General features: G+C 63.6%; 13 protein-coding genes. 4 read left to right on the top strand and 9 right to left on the bottom strand.

The annotated features are described in order from the left end of the window. Nucleotides 1-376, bottom strand: a 376-nt coding sequence (gene cueR, locus ENZ75_RS03965; protein ID WP_128277907.1) for a Cu(I)-responsive transcriptional regulator, incomplete at its 3' end; no start/stop codon positions are given. 226 nt (nt 377-602) lie between these two features. On the opposite strand from cueR, the gene ENZ75_RS03960 reads away from it, so the two are divergent. Further along, nucleotides 603-1,220, top strand: a complete 618-nt coding sequence (locus ENZ75_RS03960) for a L,D-transpeptidase (RefSeq protein WP_013528066.1) — start codon at nt 603-605, stop codon at nt 1,218-1,220. Between the two features lie 111 nt (nt 1,221-1,331). Here ENZ75_RS03960 and ENZ75_RS03955 read toward each other — a convergent pair whose 3' ends face one another. The 7 genes from ENZ75_RS03955 to ENZ75_RS03925 form a co-directional block, all read right to left on the bottom strand. Continuing rightward, the gene (locus ENZ75_RS03955; protein WP_013528065.1) at nt 1,332-1,658 is read right to left on the bottom strand and encodes an NIPSNAP family protein; all 327 of its coding nucleotides are present in this window, start codon (nt 1,656-1,658) and stop codon (nt 1,332-1,334) included. An 82-nt stretch (nt 1,659-1,740) separates the two neighbouring features. Next, nucleotides 1,741-2,310 carry a NifU family protein gene (locus ENZ75_RS03950; protein ID WP_013528064.1) on the bottom strand — a complete coding sequence of 190 codons (570 nt, stop codon included), beginning with the start codon at nt 2,308-2,310 and terminating at the stop codon, nt 1,741-1,743. A 189-nt stretch (nt 2,311-2,499) separates the two neighbouring features. Further along, a complete protein-coding gene (locus ENZ75_RS03945; protein ID WP_013528063.1) occupies nt 2,500-2,991 on the bottom strand; it encodes a universal stress protein in 492 nt (163 codons plus the stop codon). Between the two features lie 92 nt (nt 2,992-3,083). After that, nucleotides 3,084-4,151 carry a tryptophan--tRNA ligase gene (trpS, locus tag ENZ75_RS03940; protein WP_013528062.1) on the bottom strand — a complete coding sequence of 356 codons (1,068 nt, stop codon included), beginning with the start codon at nt 4,149-4,151 and terminating at the stop codon, nt 3,084-3,086. Nucleotides 4,152-4,321: 170 nt separating this feature from the next. Beyond that, the gene (murJ, locus tag ENZ75_RS03935) at nt 4,322-5,929 is read right to left on the bottom strand and encodes a murein biosynthesis integral membrane protein MurJ (protein ID WP_013528061.1); all 1,608 of its coding nucleotides are present in this window, start codon (nt 5,927-5,929) and stop codon (nt 4,322-4,324) included. Between the two features lie 46 nt (nt 5,930-5,975). Then, complete coding sequence (locus ENZ75_RS03930) at nt 5,976-8,777, bottom strand: [protein-PII] uridylyltransferase (protein ID WP_063169904.1); 2,802 nt, start codon at nt 8,775-8,777, stop codon at nt 5,976-5,978. A gap of 78 nt (nt 8,778-8,855) precedes the next feature. Then, the gene (locus ENZ75_RS03925) at nt 8,856-9,680 is read right to left on the bottom strand and encodes a glycosyltransferase family 25 protein (protein ID WP_013528059.1); all 825 of its coding nucleotides are present in this window, start codon (nt 9,678-9,680) and stop codon (nt 8,856-8,858) included. Nucleotides 9,681-9,869: 189 nt separating this feature from the next. On the opposite strand from ENZ75_RS03925, the gene ENZ75_RS03920 reads away from it, so the two are divergent. From ENZ75_RS03920 to ENZ75_RS03910, 3 genes are all read left to right on the top strand, one after another. Further along, nucleotides 9,870-12,374 carry a heavy metal translocating P-type ATPase gene (locus tag ENZ75_RS03920; protein WP_013528058.1) on the top strand — a complete coding sequence of 835 codons (2,505 nt, stop codon included), beginning with the start codon at nt 9,870-9,872 and terminating at the stop codon, nt 12,372-12,374. A 43-nt stretch (nt 12,375-12,417) separates the two neighbouring features. Next, nucleotides 12,418-12,810, top strand: a complete 393-nt coding sequence (locus ENZ75_RS03915; protein WP_013528057.1) for a DUF305 domain-containing protein — start codon at nt 12,418-12,420, stop codon at nt 12,808-12,810. Nucleotides 12,811-12,896: 86 nt separating this feature from the next. After that, nucleotides 12,897-13,742, top strand: coding sequence for an aldo/keto reductase (locus ENZ75_RS03910; RefSeq protein ID WP_063169905.1), 846 nt, complete (start codon nt 12,897-12,899; stop codon nt 13,740-13,742). Here ENZ75_RS03910 and mutS read toward each other — a convergent pair. After that, a partial coding sequence (gene mutS / locus ENZ75_RS03905; RefSeq protein WP_128277906.1) for a DNA mismatch repair protein MutS occupies nt 13,743-16,050 on the bottom strand: 2,308 nt, incomplete at its 5' end.

Here is a 16,050-nt window from a genome sequence, read left to right as displayed (position 1 = left end):
CCATGTCATCAAGGATCGGACAATCCGGCCTTTCGTCGCCGTGACAGGCATGAATCAGTTTCTGCAGCGTCGAGCGCATCGACTGCAACTCGCGCACTTTCTCCTCGATCGCCGTGACATGGGCGGCGGCGATTTCGCGCACGTTTTGGCTGGCGCGGCTGCGATCCTGGTAAAGCGCCATCAGCTGGCGGCAATCGTCGATGGAAAAGCCGAGATTGCGCGCGCGGCGCAGGAAGGCCAGCCGATGGATGTCGTCTCCGGAATAATCGCGGTAGCCGTTGGCGGCGCGTGCCGGGGCGATCAGGCCGATCTCTTCATAGTAACGGATGGTCTTGGCCGGCAGGCCGGAGCGGTGGGCGGCGTCACCGACATTCATGACGGTTCTCCTCGATTTCCAGGAACCCATGGAGCAGGCCCCTTGAATTTGCTTCACAATCCTGTGAGTCCTGTTGCCAAAATGCCATAGTGATACGCTTACCGGTACGTCAAGGCAGGCATATAGGCATCGCGCGCTTGGCAAGCAAAGCAAATGCCAGCATGAATGATGATGAGAGAGCGGCCGACTCGTGCCGCCGAGTTTGGGCGGGGCACCGGATCACCTGATGCGCATGAAGTCGTTTGCAATCATCGCCGCACTGGCGCTCTCCACTGCTATCGCCGGTTGCAGCACCATCGGCTCGCAGATCTTCTCCAACGACTACGGCGCGGTCACCGACGCCGGTTATCAGCTGCCGCGCATCCCGATCGAGAAAGTGCCGATGAAGTACCATCGGCAGGAAGTGAACTACGATAGCCCGGAAAAGCCGGGCACGATCATCGTCGATACGCAGAACAAGTTCCTTTATTTCATCGAGGGCGACGGAAGGGCCATTCGCTACGGCATCGGCGTCGGCCGCGAGGGCTTCGAGTGGCATGGCACCGCCCACATTGCGCTCAAGCGCGAATGGCCGACCTGGACGCCGCCGAGGCAGATGATCCAGCGCCAGCCGGAATTGGAAAAGTTTGCCGGCGGCATGGAGCCGGGCCTGAAGAACCCGCTCGGCGCGCGCGCCATGTACCTGTTCAACAAGGGCGGTGATTCAGGCTATCGCCTGCATGGCAGCCCCGAATGGAATTCGATCGGCAAGGCGATGTCGTCTGGCTGCATCCGGCTGATGAATCAGGACATTATCGACCTCTATGACCGCGCCTCGGTCGGCGCCAAGGTCATCGTTCTCTAGAGGCAGTTTTCGTACGCGGACCGTCTAGGCAACAACGGACGTCCCAAGCAGAAAACCGGGCAATTCGGCCCGGTTTTTTGTTGTTTGCGCGATGCGACGCCTGCTCGGCGGTCAGGACACCGCCGAGAACGCGGTGGGTACCAAAATTTGGTTGATGATTGTCTCGGTGATCTGGCCATCACGCTCGGAGTCTTCCCGCGCCTGCGTCCAGGCAGGGTCCTTCACGAACGCCGTCCAGCGCTCTTCGCGTTCGGCCAGCGATTCCCATGCCAGCATGTAGGTCAGTTCGTTGTTCGAAGCTCCGATCAGCGTGGTAAAGAAACCCGCTTGGCGGATACCGTGCTTTTCCCATAATTTGAGCGTGATCTTGTCGAAGCGATCAAGAAGCGCCGGCAAGCGTCCCGGCAGAGCCCGGTAAACCCGAAGTTCGTAGATCATTTTGGAGTTCCTTCTGACCGATGCGCCGGAAGCGAAGAAATCGGACCAGACGGTCAGCAGGGTAGAATTGTCAAAACGGGCGTCAGGAGACCTGCTCGACCTGCTGCACTTCCGGCACGAAATGGCGCAGAAGGTTCTGGATGCCGTGCTTCAGCGTCGCCGTCGATGACGGGCAGCCGGCGCAGGCACCCTTCATGTGCAGGAACACCGTGCCATTCTCGAAGCCGCGGAAGGTGATGTCGCCGCCATCCTGGGCGACCGCCGGGCGCACCCGCGTGTCGAGCAGCTCCTTGATGGTGATGACCAGCTCCTCGTCGGCCTTGTCGTAGAACTCACCGGTCTGGCTGGTCTCGGCGGCCGGGCCGGCCTTGGCCATGACGGGCGCGCCGGACATGAAATGCTCCATGATGGCGCCGAGGATCGCCGGCTTCAAATGCTGCCAGTCGGGGCCATCCTTGGTCACGGTGATGAAGTCATAGCCGAAGAAAACGCCGGTGACGCCAGGAATTTCGAACAGCCGGCCGGCCAGCGGCGAGGCGACGGCGGCGCTGTCGGCATCGCGGAAATCGGCGGTGCCTTCCACAAGCACTTCCTTGCCGGGCAGGAATTTCAGCGTCGCCGGGTTTGGCGTCGATTCGGTCTGGATGAACATGGCCGTCTCCGTGCCCGGTTGGGCATCTAGTTTGGAACAATTCTAAATAGGCTCAATTGGCTGGACATTCAAGCGAAACGCATCGCCGGAATGGCTGGCTGGCGGAATGTTTTTTGCGCGCCCCTGGGACGCGCCCGAAGGTGTGTTGAGATTCAGGTCAGGCCGGCATCACCTGAAAATCAGCACACCTCAGGCCAGGCTGTCTATTTCCTCGTCCGAAAGGTTCTGCGGCACGACAGTCACCGGGATCGGGAAGGCGGCACCCTTGCCGGCCACGGCGCCGACCAGCGGTCCCGGGCCTTCCTTGCCCGCACCGGCGGCCAGCACCAGGATGGCGATGTCCTGGTCTTCCTCGATCAATTTGTGAATCTCTTCCGTCGGCTTGCCTTCGCGGACCACCATCTCGGGCTCGATGCCGAGCTTCTGGCGCACCTTGTTGGCATAGCTGTCGAGTGCGGCGCGCGCCGTGGCGTTAGCTTCCTCGCGCATGATCTTCTCGACACCCAGCCAATGCTGGAAATCGTCCGGCACGATGACATAGAGCAGCACCAGCGTGCCGCTGGTGCTCTGCGCCCGTTTCGAGGCATAGGCGACGGCACGCTCGCATTCCGGCGTGTCGTCGATGATCGTCAGGAATTTCCTGCGATGGCCGGCTTCGCGGCTGAGGCGTTTGGAGACCATGTCTATCTACTCGGTGTCTTGCGGCGCAATCTGCCACTGCGGCGGACCGGCGGCAAGCCGCCGGCCTTGTGCCAGTGCACCCGATGTCGCGATCAGCCCTGCAGCAGGCCGATAATGTCGCGCACCGTCTTCATCGTCGCTTCGGCCAGCACGCCGGCGCGCTCGCCGCCGTCCTTGAGCACCGCGTCGACATAGGCGCGGTCATCCGAAATGCGGCGCATCTCGCTGGCGATCGGCGCCAGTTTTTCCACAGCAAGATCGGCCAAGGCCGGCTTGAACACGGAAAACTGCTGGCCGGCGAATTGCTTGAGCACATCCGCCTTCGACATCTCGGCGAGACCCGCATAGATGCCGACCAGGTTTTCTGCCTCGGGCCGGCCGGCCAGGCCATCCAGCTCGCTCGGCAACGCTTCCGGATCGGTCTTGGCCTTGCGGATCTTCTTCGAGATGTCATCGGCGTCGTCGGTCAGGTTGATGCGCGACAGATCAGACGGGTCCGATTTGGACATCTTCTTGGAGCCGTCGCGCAGCGACATGATGCGCGCCGCCGGCCCGCCGATGACCGGCTCGGTCAGCGGGAAATAGCCGTTCACGGTCTCTTCGCCGACCTGCATCTCGACGCCGACGCCGAGCGCTGCGATACGGTCGGAGAAGTCGTTGTTGAATTTCTGCGCGATGTCGCGGGTGAGCTCCAGATGTTGTTTCTGGTCCTCACCGACAGGGACGTGGGTGGCACGGTAGAGCAGGATGTCGGCAGCCATCAGCGAGGGATAGGCGAGCAGGCCGAGCGAGGCATTCTCGCGGTCCTTGCCGGCCTTGTCCTTGAACTGCGTCATGCGGTTCATCCAGCCGATGCGCGCCACGCAATTGAAGATCCAGGCAAGCTCGGCGTGCTGCATGACCCGTGACTGGTTGAAGACGATGTGCTTCTTCGGATCGATGCCGGAGGCCAGGAACGCCGCAGTGATCGACCGCGTCTGGTCGGCCAGGTCTTCATAAACGAGTTGGGCTGTCAGCGAATGCAGGTCGACGACGCAATAGATGCAATCGGAGGTGTCCTGCAGGGCAACGAATTTCTTGATGGCGCCGAGATAATTGCCGAGATGCAGATTGCCGGTCGGCTGGACACCGGAAAAGACGAGTGGCTTGAAGGCGGTCATGATTGTCCTCATGGCTTGTGGAGGGCCGTATAAGCGTGATTCCGAAAAGTTGCAGACTTTTCGGAGCCAATCACGCGGCTGGAAACCGCGCGCGGCGAAAGTCTTGCGACGGCGCGCTTATGGACGAAGACGGCGCTGCGATCAAGACGGCGCTGCGAGCGTGTCGGGCGCTACTCGTCCAGGTCGGTCTTTGCGATCGGTGGCGCCGACTTGCCAGATCCCCGCTTGACGTTGCGACGGATCATGCCGAAATCGGCGCCGCCGGTGGCAAACGCCGTGATGAAGTACAGCAGCGCCCCACCCGCGACCAGCGACAGCAGCGTCGTCGCCTTGACCACCAGCGGCGAGCCGGGCCCGAGCCTGACGGCGAACCAATGCTCGGCAAAATAGAGCGCTGCCCCCATCACGATAGCCGACAGCACCAGACGTGGAATGCGCTTCATCAGCGGCACGTCGCGGCCCCAGTGGCCGCGCCGGATCAGGACGCCGAGCAGCATCACCGCGTTGACCCAGCCGGCGACGGCCGAGGCCACCGCGATGCCGGGCGCGCCCATCCGTGGAAACAGCGTCAGCGCCGTGGTGACGTTCACCGCCACCGAGATGGCGGCAAAGATCATCGGAGTACGCGTGTCCTCTCGGGCGAAATAGCCCGGCGTGAATGCCTTGATCAGCACGAAGGCCGGGAGGCCGAGGCCGAAGATCGCCAGGATCGCCGCCACCGTTGGCGTCGAGCCGTTGGCGGCGAACGCGCCGCGCTCATAGACCAGCCGTACGATCGGCTCCGACATCACCCAGAGTGCGGCGGCTGCCGGCAGCGTCAGGAACAGTGTGAACTCGACCGAGCGGTTTTGCAGATTGGCCGCCTCGATCAGATTGCCCGACTTCAGCGCGCGCGACAGTTCGGGCAACAGCACGATGGCGACCGCGACACCGACCACGCCGAGCGGCAACTGGTAGATGCGGTCGGCATAGGCGAGCGAGGACACCGCGCTGTTCTGCGCCGAGGCGATCGCCGTGCCGATCAGCTGGTTGATCTGTGTGATGCCGCCGGTGATGGCCGCCGGCAGCGCCAGGATCAGCAGCCGCTTGACCGCGGGCGTCATTCTGGGACGGCGAAAGCCGATCGAGATGCCGGCATGGCGCACTGCCACCCAGACGATCGCCAGCTGCACCAGTCCGGCGGCAAGCACGCCCCAGGACAGCCCGTAGCCGACTGTGAGGGCATCCGAGCCCTTGTACCAGGCATAGGCGAGCACGCCGATCAGGATGATGTTGAGGAACACCGGCGCCACGGCGGCGGCGAAATAGCGGCGCAGCGAATTCAGCATGCCCGCCATCATCGCGCCCAACGACATGCAGATCAGATAGGGGAACATGATCGTCGCCAGCGTCACCGTGGTGTCGAACTTCCCCGGCGTGCCGGCAAAACCCGGCGCCACCAGATAGCGCACGATCAGCGGCATCGACAATTCCATGATGATGGTCAGCGCCAGCAGCGCCGTGAACAGCACGCCGAACACTTCCTCGGAAAAGCGCTTGGCGCCTTCGGTGCCGTGGGTCTCGATCTCCTTGGCGAACAGCGGCACGAAGGCGGCGTTGAAGGCGCCCTCGGCAAACAGCCGGCGAAAGGTGTTGGGAAACTGGAAGGCGGCGTTGAAGGCATCGGCGACCGGTCCGGTGCCGAGTGCGGCGGCCATCAGCATCTCGCGGCCGAAACCGAGCGCGCGGCTCATCAGCGTGCCGGAAGCGACCGTTGCGAATTTCTTGACGAGGCTCATGCTTTTGGGAACTGCCTGCGGAATTGGGACAAAGTGATGGTCGTTGTCACTCGGCCGCCGCCCTGGACTTGCCGCCGCGTTCGGACACGATGCCTTCGAGCGTTGCCATCAGCCGATTGCGGATGGTGGCGATGCGGGCCGGGTTATCTATCTTCTGGCCAGTGAGATCGGTGACATAGAAAGTGTCGATGACCTTTTCGCCGAAGGTGGTGATGTGGGCCGATGCGATGTCAAGCGACAGGTCGGAAAGCGTTCCGGTGATCTCCGACAGCAGCCCAGGCCGGTCGAGGCCCTCGACCTCGATGACCGAAAAACGATTCGACAGCGTGTTGCGGATTTCGGCACGCGGCGGGATCTTGAACACCTTGGAGCCGCGCCGCGGCTTGGTGCGCTTCTCGATCATTTCCGGCAGCCAGCTCTTGCCCGACAGCACGTCCTCGATCAGCCGGCCGACACGCTCGGCACGCCGGCGCTCGTCCTCGTCGCGGTCGAATTCTCTGCTGATCAGGATCGTGTCGAGCGCACGGCCGTCCGACGTCGTGAAGATCTGCGCGTCGACAATGTTGCCGCCGGCCCCGGCGCACGCCCCGGCGATGACCGAGAGCAGGCGGGGGTGGTCCTGCGCCAGCACGGTGATTTCGGTCACCGCCTCGAACTGGTGGGTCTTGACCATGGTGGCAAGCTTGTTGCCTGACGCGTCAGCCTCACGAATGAATTCGGCATGGCGCAGCTGGTCTGCGAGATCGACGGTCAAAAGGTAATTCTCGTAGTGCTGGCCGACATAGCGCTTGCGGGCCTTGTCCGGCCAGTCGGCAAGCGCCTCGGCCAGACGCTCGCGCGCCGCCGCCGTGCGTTGCGCGCGCGACACTTCCGAAAACCCGCCGGTCAACAGCAATTCGGTCTCGTAGTAGAGCGTGCGCAGCAACTGGCCCTTCCAGCCGTTCCAGACACCCGGTCCGACGCCCCTGATGTCGCAGACGGTGAGGATCAAAAGCAGCTTCAGCCGCTCGACCGACTGCACGATCGCGGCGAAATCCTCGATGGTCTTGCGGTCGTTGAGGTCGCGGGTCTGGGCTGTCATCGACATCACGAGATGGTTCTCGACCAGCCAGGCAACGGTCTCGGTATCGGCAGGCGACAGCCCCATATGCGGACAGATGCGGCGTGCGATCCTGGCCCCCGCCTCGGAATGGTCCTCCGGCCTGCCCTTGGCGATGTCGTGCAGCAGTACGGCGACATAGAGCGCCTCGCGGCTCTTCTTCAGCCCCGGCATCAGCGTGTGCGACAGGGGATGGACCTTTTCGCCGTCGCCGCGTTCGATCTCGGCCAGCACGCCGATGCAGCGGATGAGGTGCTCGTCCACCGTGTAGTGGTGGTACATCGAGAACTGCATCATGGCGACGATCTTGCCGAAATCCGGGATCAGCCTGCCGAGCAGCCCGGCCTCGTTCATGCGGCGCAGATTGAGTTCGGCATTGCGATCCGAGGTCAATATGTCGAGGAACAGCCGGTTGGCCTCCTCGTCGCGCCGCAGCGACTTGTTGACCAGGCCGAGCGAACGGGTCAGCAGCTTCAGCGCATCGGGGTGGAATTCCAGACCGTGCTTGTCGGCGAACCAGAACAGCCTGAGCAGATTGACCGGATCGCGCTCGAACACCTGGTCGTCGGCGATGTTGATGCGGTGGTTGTCGACAATGAAGTCCGACGTGCCGGCCAGCTTGCGCTTGCGCCGCGAGAAAGTCAGGAAGATGCGGTTGAAGCCCGGCACGTGCTTGGCCTGCTCCTCCTCGAGCGCGGCACAGAAGATGCGGGTCAGGTCGCCGACGTCCTTGGCAACGAGGAAGTAGTGCTTCATGAAGCGCTCGACCGCCGACAGGCCGGGGTGCGTGGTGTAGCCGAGCCGTTCGGCGATCTCGCGCTGGATGTCGAAATGCAGCCGCTCCTCGGCCTTGCCGGTGAGGAAATGCATGTGACAGCGTACCGCCCACAGGAAATCCTCGGCTTTCTGGAACTCGCGGTACTCACCCTCGGTGAAGACGCCTTTATCGACCAATTCCTCGCCGGTGCGCACCCGGTAGAAATATTTGCCGATCCAGAACAGCGTCTGCAGATCGCGCAGGCCACCCTTGCCGTCCTTGACGTTGGGCTCGACCAGATAGCGGCTTTCGCCGGCCTTGGCATGGCGGTCATCGCGTTCGGCAAGCTTGGCCTGGACATATTCGGGGCCGGTCGTGCGCACCACCTCATGGTCGAAGCGCAGCATCAGTTCATCATAGAGCTTTTCCTCGCCCCACAGGAAACGTGCTTCGAGGATCGAGGTGCGGATGGTGACGTCGGTGCGCGACAGGCGCAGGCATTCGTCGATATTGCGTGTGGCGTGGCCGACCTTCAGCCCCAGGTCCCACAGCATATAGAGCATGTATTCGACTGTCTGTTCGCCCCACGGCGTCTGCTTGTAAGGCAGCAGGAACAACAGGTCGATGTCGGACCCCGGCGCCAGCGTTCCACGGCCGTAGCCGCCGACAGCGACGACGGCCATGCGCTCCGCGGAGGACGGGTTCTTGACCCGGTAGACATGGGTGACGGCGAAATCGTAAAGCGCCCGGATGATCTCGTCCATGAGATGCGACAGCCGCGCCGCGCAGGCGCTGCCGCCGCCATCGTCCCTCAGCATGCGTTCGGCAATGGCGCGCCCGTCCGCCAGTCGTCCCTTGAGCAGCTGGAGCACACCATTGCGCGCAGCCTGCCCTGAGCCGTCGCCCGCCGTGCCCGCGGTCAGCGCGGTCATCTCGCGGCGCAAGGCTTCGCCGTCGATCAATTCGTCGAGCTTCAGGGAGATTCTTGCCATATATCCAGTCGGCCTTGCCGTTTCGGCGGCGTCTATAGCGCGTTTTGGCGGCGCTGGGTATGGGGCGTTGAAGCCGGTTCAAGACCCGGCTGAGTTTTGGCTCGGATAAGTAAATGGAATGACCATTCTCCGCTTCAGTCGACCGAAATCGACAATGCGCTTGCCTATTCGCCGAGCCTCGGCTTTGACCCTCGCTATGGCTGTCTTTCTGCGTTTCCCGGTCCCGGCGGGTGCGGCGCACTGGATATCCCGCTTTTCTCTGAGCAGGCTTGGCAATTGGAGCGCCCTGTCGCCAAGGAACTGATCTTGCGCGCAGAGCGCAGGAACAAGCTGATAGATCGTCTCGCCTCGCAAAACCGAAAACTCGGGGTTGAAGACAAGGTCGTCGACAGCGATGCCGATCTCCTCGGTGGCCTTGATCAGGTCGAGCGCGGTTTGCCTGGAGATGATGTAGCCGGCGGTTCCTATATGTTCGGCGTCGAGTTTGGATGTGGAAAAGCCGTGACCGATGGCAATGCGCTTGCGTCGGATCACGGTCTTACAGAAGTAGCTTTCGAGCTTGACGACTTCGGCATCGGCTGGGATCCAGTCGCTGTCGCGAAGCAATGCGCCGGCTTTTGCGGCAAAGACGATGTCGTCCTCGAAAATCGCCCCGTAGCGGGCGTCGCCTTGCGCGATGACAGCCCAGCAGGCCCGGTGACTGAGCAGGCAGGCGATCTCGCCGTCAGTCAATGGCAGCCTGTTCCGATATCCGACATTTTGCGGCAGCTGGTCCAGCTCCGGCCGGTCGCGTGCGTCTATGGCCTGAACGCGTTCGAATGCAACGCCGATGCGGGCAAACTCCGCCGTCACACGGGCAAGGCGATCGGGAGACCGATCGAGATTGATGACCAGACGCTTCATTGCCGAAGAAAATCCCCACCCCCGCGACGCTCGCGCTTTCTAGCAGGCCTGGTGTTGCCGCGTGAGACTTTTTCTGGGGTGGATGGACGCGCCGTGGACCGGAGAAGAAAAGTCGAAACAGCCCTTGACCTTCCAGTTACTGGAAGCCCTATCTCCACGTCACACACCGATCCATCAAGGCATTTTCGAATGACGCATTCAGATCACGATCATCACGCGCACGGCAGCTGCTGCTCGACAAAAGGCGCCGTGCCCACCACGAAGAGCGTCGTCCGCGACCCGGTCTGCGGCATGACTGTCGATCCGGCGGCTGGCAAGCCGACGGCCGAGCATGATGGCCATCTCTATCATTTCTGCAGCCAGGGCTGCCGCACGAAATTCGTCGCCGAACTGGAAAAATTCCTGACCGCCACCGATCCGGTCTGCGGCATGAGCGTCGACCGCGCGACAGCCAGTCATTTTGCCCGCCACGAAGGCCAGGGCTTCTATTTCTGCTCGGCCGCTTGCCAGGCGAAATTCGAGGCGGAGCCGCAAAAATATCTCGGCGGCAGGCCAGCACCGCAGCCGATGCCCAAGGGCACGCAATACACCTGCCCGATGCACCCGGAGATCGTCCGCGACAAGCCCGGATCCTGCCCGAAATGCGGCATGGCGCTGGAGCCGATGGGCGTACCAACGGGTGACGAGGGTCCCAATCCGGAACTGGTCGATTTCACCAGGCGATTCTGGGTCAGTGCCGCTCTATCCGTCCCTTTGCTGGTCGTCGCCATGGCGCCGATGCTTGGCCTGACTTTCCAGGCTTTTGTCGACGAGCGGACGAAGGTCTGGCTTGAGCTGGCATTGGCCAGCCCCGTCGTGTTGTGGGCGGCACTGCCTTTCTTCCACCGCGGCTGGGATTCGCTCGTCAACCGCAGCCCCAACATGTGGACGCTGATCTCGCTCGGCGTCGGCGCCGCCTATCTCTACAGCGTCGTCGCCACGCTGTTTCCGGATATCTTTCCGCATCAGTTCCGCGGCCATGGCGGTGCGGTGCCGGTTTATTTCGAGGCTGCCGCCGTCATCGTCGCGCTGGTCTTCCTTGGCCAGGTGCTGGAGCTGCGCGCCCGTGAAAAGACCGGCTCGGCGATCCGCGCCTTGCTCGATCTCGCACCGAAGACAGCGCGGCTGATCGCCGCCGATGGTTCCGAAAACGACGTGCCCCTCGCCGCCGTCAAGGCCGGCGATCGCCTGCGCATACGCCCCGGTGACGCCGTGCCGGTCGATGGCACGGTGCTGGAAGGACGGTCCTCGCTCGACGAATCGATGATCACGGGCGAGCCGTTGCCGGTCGAGAAGGTCGAGGGCGATGCGCTGACCGGCGGCACGCTCAACAAGAATGGTGCGCTGATCATGCGCGCTGAGAAGGTCGGCGCCGAGACGACGCTGGCGCGCATCGTCGAGCTCGTCGCCAAGGCGCAGCGCTCGCGCGCCCCGATCCAAGGGTTGGCTGATCGCGTTTCTTTCTACTTTGTCCCGGCCGTCGTCCTTGTCGCGATTGTCGCCTTCATCGCTTGGGCCGTGTTTGGACCCGAGCCCAGCCTGATCTTTGCCATCGTCTCGGCGGTGTCGGTGCTGATCATCGCTTGTCCCTGTGCGCTCGGCCTCGCCACGCCGATGTCGATCATGACCGCCACCGGGCGCGGGGCGCATGCCGGCGTGCTGATCAAGGAAGCCGCAGCACTCGAACGCTTCGCTTCCGTCGACACGCTGATCGTCGACAAAACGGGGACGCTGACCGAAGGCCGGCCGAAGCTGACCGATGTCGTCACGGCAAACGGCTTTTCCGAAGACGAATTGCTGGCGCTTGCCGCGGGCCTGGAGAAAGGCTCGGAGCATCCGCTGGCTGAAGCCATCGTTGACGGCGCCGCTACGCGCGGCGTGACCGTTGCAGAGGCCAGCGGCTTCGAGGCGGTCACCGGGAAGGGTGTGTCCGGTTCGGTCTCGGGAAAGACGGTCGCGCTCGGGAACGCCGCGATGATGGCCGACCTTGGCGTCGACATCGCATCCATCTCGGCCAAGGCCGAGGCGCTGCAACTCGAAGGCAAGACGGCGATGTTCGTTGCTGTCGACAAAAAACTGGCCGGCATCGTCGCCGTCGCCGACCCTATCAAGACAACGACGGCCGAGGCGATCAAGGCGCTGCATGAAAGCGGCTTGCGGATCATCATGGCGACCGGCGACAATGAACGCACGGCCAACGCGATCGCCAGAAGCCTCGGCATCGACGAGGTCCGCGCCGGCCTGCTGCCGGAACAGAAGGCAGCCCTTGTCGAGGAACTGCGCGCAAAAGGCACCGGCGTTGCCATGGCCGGCGACGGCGTCAACGATGCACCGGCCCTTGCCGCCGCCGATGTCGGCATCGCCATGGGCACCGGCGCCGATGTCGCCGTCGAAAGCGCCGGCATCACCTTGGTCAAAGGCGACCTCAACGGCATCGTGCGGGCGCGCACGCTGGCTCAGGCGACGATCCGCAACATCCGCCAGAACCTGTTCTTTGCCTTCCTCTACAACGTGCTTGGCGTGCCGGTCGCCGCCGGCGTGCTCTATCCGCTCACCGGCACGCTGCTGTCGCCGATGCTGGCAGCGGCGGCGATGAGCCTGTCCTCGGTGTCGGTGATCGCAAACGCATTGCGGCTGAGAACATTGAAACTCTGATCCAAGCCCCCAAATACGAAACCCATCCAACAGGAGACCATGTATGACCTTCGCCAAAAAACTCGTGCTGCTGCTGATGGCGGCCGGAATGCTGGTTGCCGTCTTCCTCGAAAGCGTTCCGGCGCAGAGCGAAGAGATGAAACACGACATGGGCGCTATGGCGACGGACGCGACCAGTCCTTCGACGGAAGGCTACAAGGCGGCGATGGACAAGATGCATGCCGACATGATGGCGTCCGACTATACCGGCAATGCCGACGTCGATTTCGTCAGAGGCATGATCCCGCACCATCAGGGTGCGATCGACATGGCCAAGGTTGAACTTGCCAATGGCAAGGACCCGGAAATCCGCAAGCTGGCCGAAGGCGTCATCGCCGCGCAGGAAGCAGAGATCAAGCAGATGCAGGCCTGGCTCGCCGCCCATCCGGTGAAGTAAGTCTTCAGCCATCGCCAGCGCGGCGAGAACGCCTCTGGATTTATCGCCCAGCCTGTGATGCGATCCGGCCCCAACTGGAGCCCGCCATGCCACCGACCATCAGAACCACCAAACTGCCCTCCGGCGAAGCCGTTCAGGTGCTTGGCCAGGGCACATGGAAGATGGGCGAAGATTCCCGTCGCCGCGCCGATGAGGTGAATGCCCTCAAGCTCGGCCTCGACCTCGGCATCACGTTGATCGACACCGCCGAAATGTATGCCAGCGGCGGTGCCGAGGAGGTGGTGGCCGAAGCCATTGCCGGGCGCCGCGACGAGACCTTCCTGGTCTCGAAAGTGCTACCGTCGAACGCCTCGCGCGCGGGCGTGCAGCGGGCCTGCGAAAACAGCCTGAAACGCCTGCGCACCGACCGCATCGATCTCTATCTCTTGCATTGGCCCGGCAGCGTGCCATTGACGGAAACCGTCGCGGCCTTCGAGGCCCTGAAAAAGGCCGGCAAGATCCGCCACTGGGGCGTCAGCAATTTCGACACCGACGAGATGGAAGAGCTGATCGGCCTGCCCGATGGCGGCAATGTCCAGACCAACCAGGTGCTCTACAATTTGGTCCGGCGTGGCCTCGAATTCGATCTGGCGCCCTGGAGCCGGCAGCGCGGCATCCCCTTGATGGCCTATTCTCCGGTCGAGCAGGGTGCGTTGGCGCGCAATGCCAGGCTCGAAGCCATCGCCGGGCGCCACAATGCGACCCCAGCGCAAATCGCCCTGGCCTGGGTGATGCATCAGGAGGGCGTCATCGCCATCCCGAAGGCCAGCAGCGAGGAGCATGTCCGCCAGAATGTCGCTGCGCTCGACATCAAGCTTGCGCCGCAGGACATCGCCGATCTCGACCGCGCCTTCCCGCCACCAGCGCGCAAGCGCGGGTTGGAGATGATCTGACTACGTCCCCGCCAACCCCTTCAGCCGGTAGAGCGCTTCCAGCGCCTCGCGTGGCGTCATTTCGTCCGGGTTGATGTCGCCGAGTGCCGCCCCCAGCGCGTCGCTCTTGACCGGCTTCGGCGCTTCTCGCTTCACCGCCACCGAAAACAATGGAAGATCGTCGACCAGCCGGTTGGTCTTGCCCGAAACTTCGCCCTCTTCCAGTTGGTGCAGCACTTCCTTGGCCCGGTCGACCACCGCTTCCGGCAGGCCGGCCAGCCGCGCCACCTGCACGCCGTAGGAGCGGTCGGCGGCACCCTTGCCGACCTCGTGCAGGAAGACGACGTCGTTTTCCCATTCCTTGACCCGCATGGTGACGTTGGAGAGACGCGCCAGCTTGCCGGCCAGCGAGGTCATTTCGTGGAAATGGGTGGCGAAGATTGCCCGGCAGCGGTTCTTCTCATGCAGATATTCGACCGCCGCCCAGGCGATCGACAGGCCATCGAAAGTGGCGGTGCCCCGGCCGATCTCGTCGAGGATCACCAGTGCGCGCTCGCCGGCCTGGTTGAGGATCGCTGCCGTCTCGACCATCTCGACCATGAAGGTCGAGCGGCCGCGCGCCAGATCGTCCGAGGCGCCGACACGCGAGAACAGCCGGTCGACGACGCCGATATGGGCCGATGTCGCCGGCACGAACGAGCCGGTCTGGGCCAGGATGGCGATCAGCGCGTTTTGCCGCAGGAATGTCGATTTACCGCCCATGTTCGGGCCGGTCAAAAGCCAGATCGCGCCGTTCCGGGCAGCTCCCTCCGGCGACAGGTCGCAATCATTGGCGACGAACGGGCCTTCGCCGGAGCGGCGCAAGGCCTGTTCGACCACCGGATGCCGCCCGCCCGTAATCTCGAAGGCAAGGCTCGAATCCACCACCGGCCGGCACCAGGCTTCGCTTTCCGACAGAAGCGCGAGCGCCGCGGAGACATCGAGCACGGCCAGCGCATCGGCGCCGGCACGGATCTTCTCCGCTTCGCCGACCGCTTCCGTCGTCAGCGCCTCGAAGGCGGCCAGTTCGATGTTGAGCGCCCGGTCGGCGGCATTGGCGATCTTGGTCTCGAGCTCGGCAAGCTCGGTCGTGGTAAAGCGCATGGCGTTGGCCATGGTCTGGCGGTGGATGAAGCGCGCCTTGGCGCCATCGCTGCCGGTCATCACAGCATGGTGGTTGGCGGTCACCTCGATATAGTAGCCGAGCACATTGTTGTGCCGGATTTTCAGCGAGCGGATGCCGGTCTCGTCGATCAGCGAGCGTTCCAGCCCGGCGATCACCTTTCGCGATTCGTCGCGCAGCGCCCGCATCTCGTCGAGATCGGCATGGTAGCCGCCACGAACGAAGCCGCCGTCGCGCTTGAGCAGCGGCAGTTCGTCGCCAAGTGCCTGCATCAGATGCTGCGAAAGCGCTTGGGGCAGTGCATGGATGGCGGCCAATGCCGCCGCAAGTTCCGGGGGCAGGGCGGTCGCGGCAAAGATTTCGGCGATCGCGCCTGCCGCCTCGAAGCCGGCGCGCAGCGCGCCAAGGTCGCGCGGCCCACCCCGGTTGAGCGCCAGCCTGGACAGCGCGCGGGGCATGTCGGCAACGCTCTTCAGGCTCGACCGCACCGCCTGGCAAAGTCGCGTTTCGGAACGAAAGAACGACACTGAGTCCAGCCTGGCGCCGATCGCCGCCGGGTCGGTCAGCGGCGCCATCAGCCGGTCGGCGAGCAGCCTTGCGCCGCCGCCGGTCACCGTGCGGTCGATCGCCTTGAACAGCGAGCCTTCGCGGCTGCCCGACAGCGTGCGCAGCAGTTCCAGATTGCCGCGTGTCGCCGGATCGATGAACAGGGTCGAACCCTGCTCCTCGCGTTCGGGCCGCGACAGCGGCGGGCGCTCCGCTTTCTGCGTCTTCTCGACATAGGCAATGGCGCCCGAGATCGCCGACAGTTCGGCGCGCGAAAAGGCGCCAAAACTGTCCGGCGTCGCCACATCGAAGAAGCGGGCGATGCGCCCTGTCGCCGACGCCGAATCGAACAGTGACGGTGGTTGCGGGCTGGCGACGCGGCCGAGCACGTCGAACACCGGCTTCAGCTCCGGATCGTGGAACACTGGCTCGGCAACGATCAACTCACGCGGATCGACACGGAAGATGTCAGCCAAAAGCCGGTCGGCGGTGGTGTCGGTGACGCGGAAGGCGCCGGTCGAGATGTCGATCCAGGCCAGCGCAAAGGAGTGGTCCGCTCCGCCTTTCACCCGCCCCAGCGCCATCAGGAAGCTCGATTCCGACGGCGCCAGCAATTTGTCC

This window comes from Mesorhizobium sp. M7A.F.Ca.CA.002.04.1.1 (genome assembly GCF_004022805.1).
Taxonomy (GTDB): Bacteria; Pseudomonadota; Alphaproteobacteria; order Rhizobiales; family Rhizobiaceae; genus Mesorhizobium; species Mesorhizobium ciceri.
This window is presented reverse-complemented; position numbering and strand designations above follow the sequence as displayed.

What these genes read in the sequence shown, in the direction of transcription:
- ENZ75_RS03945 (WP_013528063.1), bottom strand. Translation starts at nt 2,991, where the DNA reads ATGGTCTCCAAACGCCTCAGCCGCGAAGCCGGCCATCGCAGGAAATTC.
- ENZ75_RS03920 (WP_013528058.1), top strand. Translation starts at nt 9,870, where the DNA reads ATGACGCATTCAGATCACGATCATCACGCGCACGGCAGCTGCTGCTCG.
- ENZ75_RS03925 (WP_013528059.1), bottom strand. Translation starts at nt 9,680, where the DNA reads ATGAAGCGTCTGGTCATCAATCTCGATCGGTCTCCCGATCGCCTTGCC.
- murJ (WP_013528061.1), bottom strand. Translation starts at nt 5,929, where the DNA reads ATGAGCCTCGTCAAGAAATTCGCAACGGTCGCTTCCGGCACGCTGATG.
- ENZ75_RS03960 (WP_013528066.1), top strand. Translation starts at nt 603, where the DNA reads ATGCGCATGAAGTCGTTTGCAATCATCGCCGCACTGGCGCTCTCCACT.
- ENZ75_RS03930 (WP_063169904.1), bottom strand. Translation starts at nt 8,777, where the DNA reads ATGGCAAGAATCTCCCTGAAGCTCGACGAATTGATCGACGGCGAAGCC.
- ENZ75_RS03955 (WP_013528065.1), bottom strand. Translation starts at nt 1,658, where the DNA reads ATGATCTACGAACTTCGGGTTTACCGGGCTCTGCCGGGACGCTTGCCG.
- trpS (WP_013528062.1), bottom strand. Translation starts at nt 4,151, where the DNA reads ATGACCGCCTTCAAGCCACTCGTCTTTTCCGGTGTCCAGCCGACCGGC.
- ENZ75_RS03915 (WP_013528057.1), top strand. Translation starts at nt 12,418, where the DNA reads ATGACCTTCGCCAAAAAACTCGTGCTGCTGCTGATGGCGGCCGGAATG.
- ENZ75_RS03950 (WP_013528064.1), bottom strand. Translation starts at nt 2,310, where the DNA reads ATGTTCATCCAGACCGAATCGACGCCAAACCCGGCGACGCTGAAATTC.
- ENZ75_RS03910 (WP_063169905.1), top strand. Translation starts at nt 12,897, where the DNA reads ATGCCACCGACCATCAGAACCACCAAACTGCCCTCCGGCGAAGCCGTT.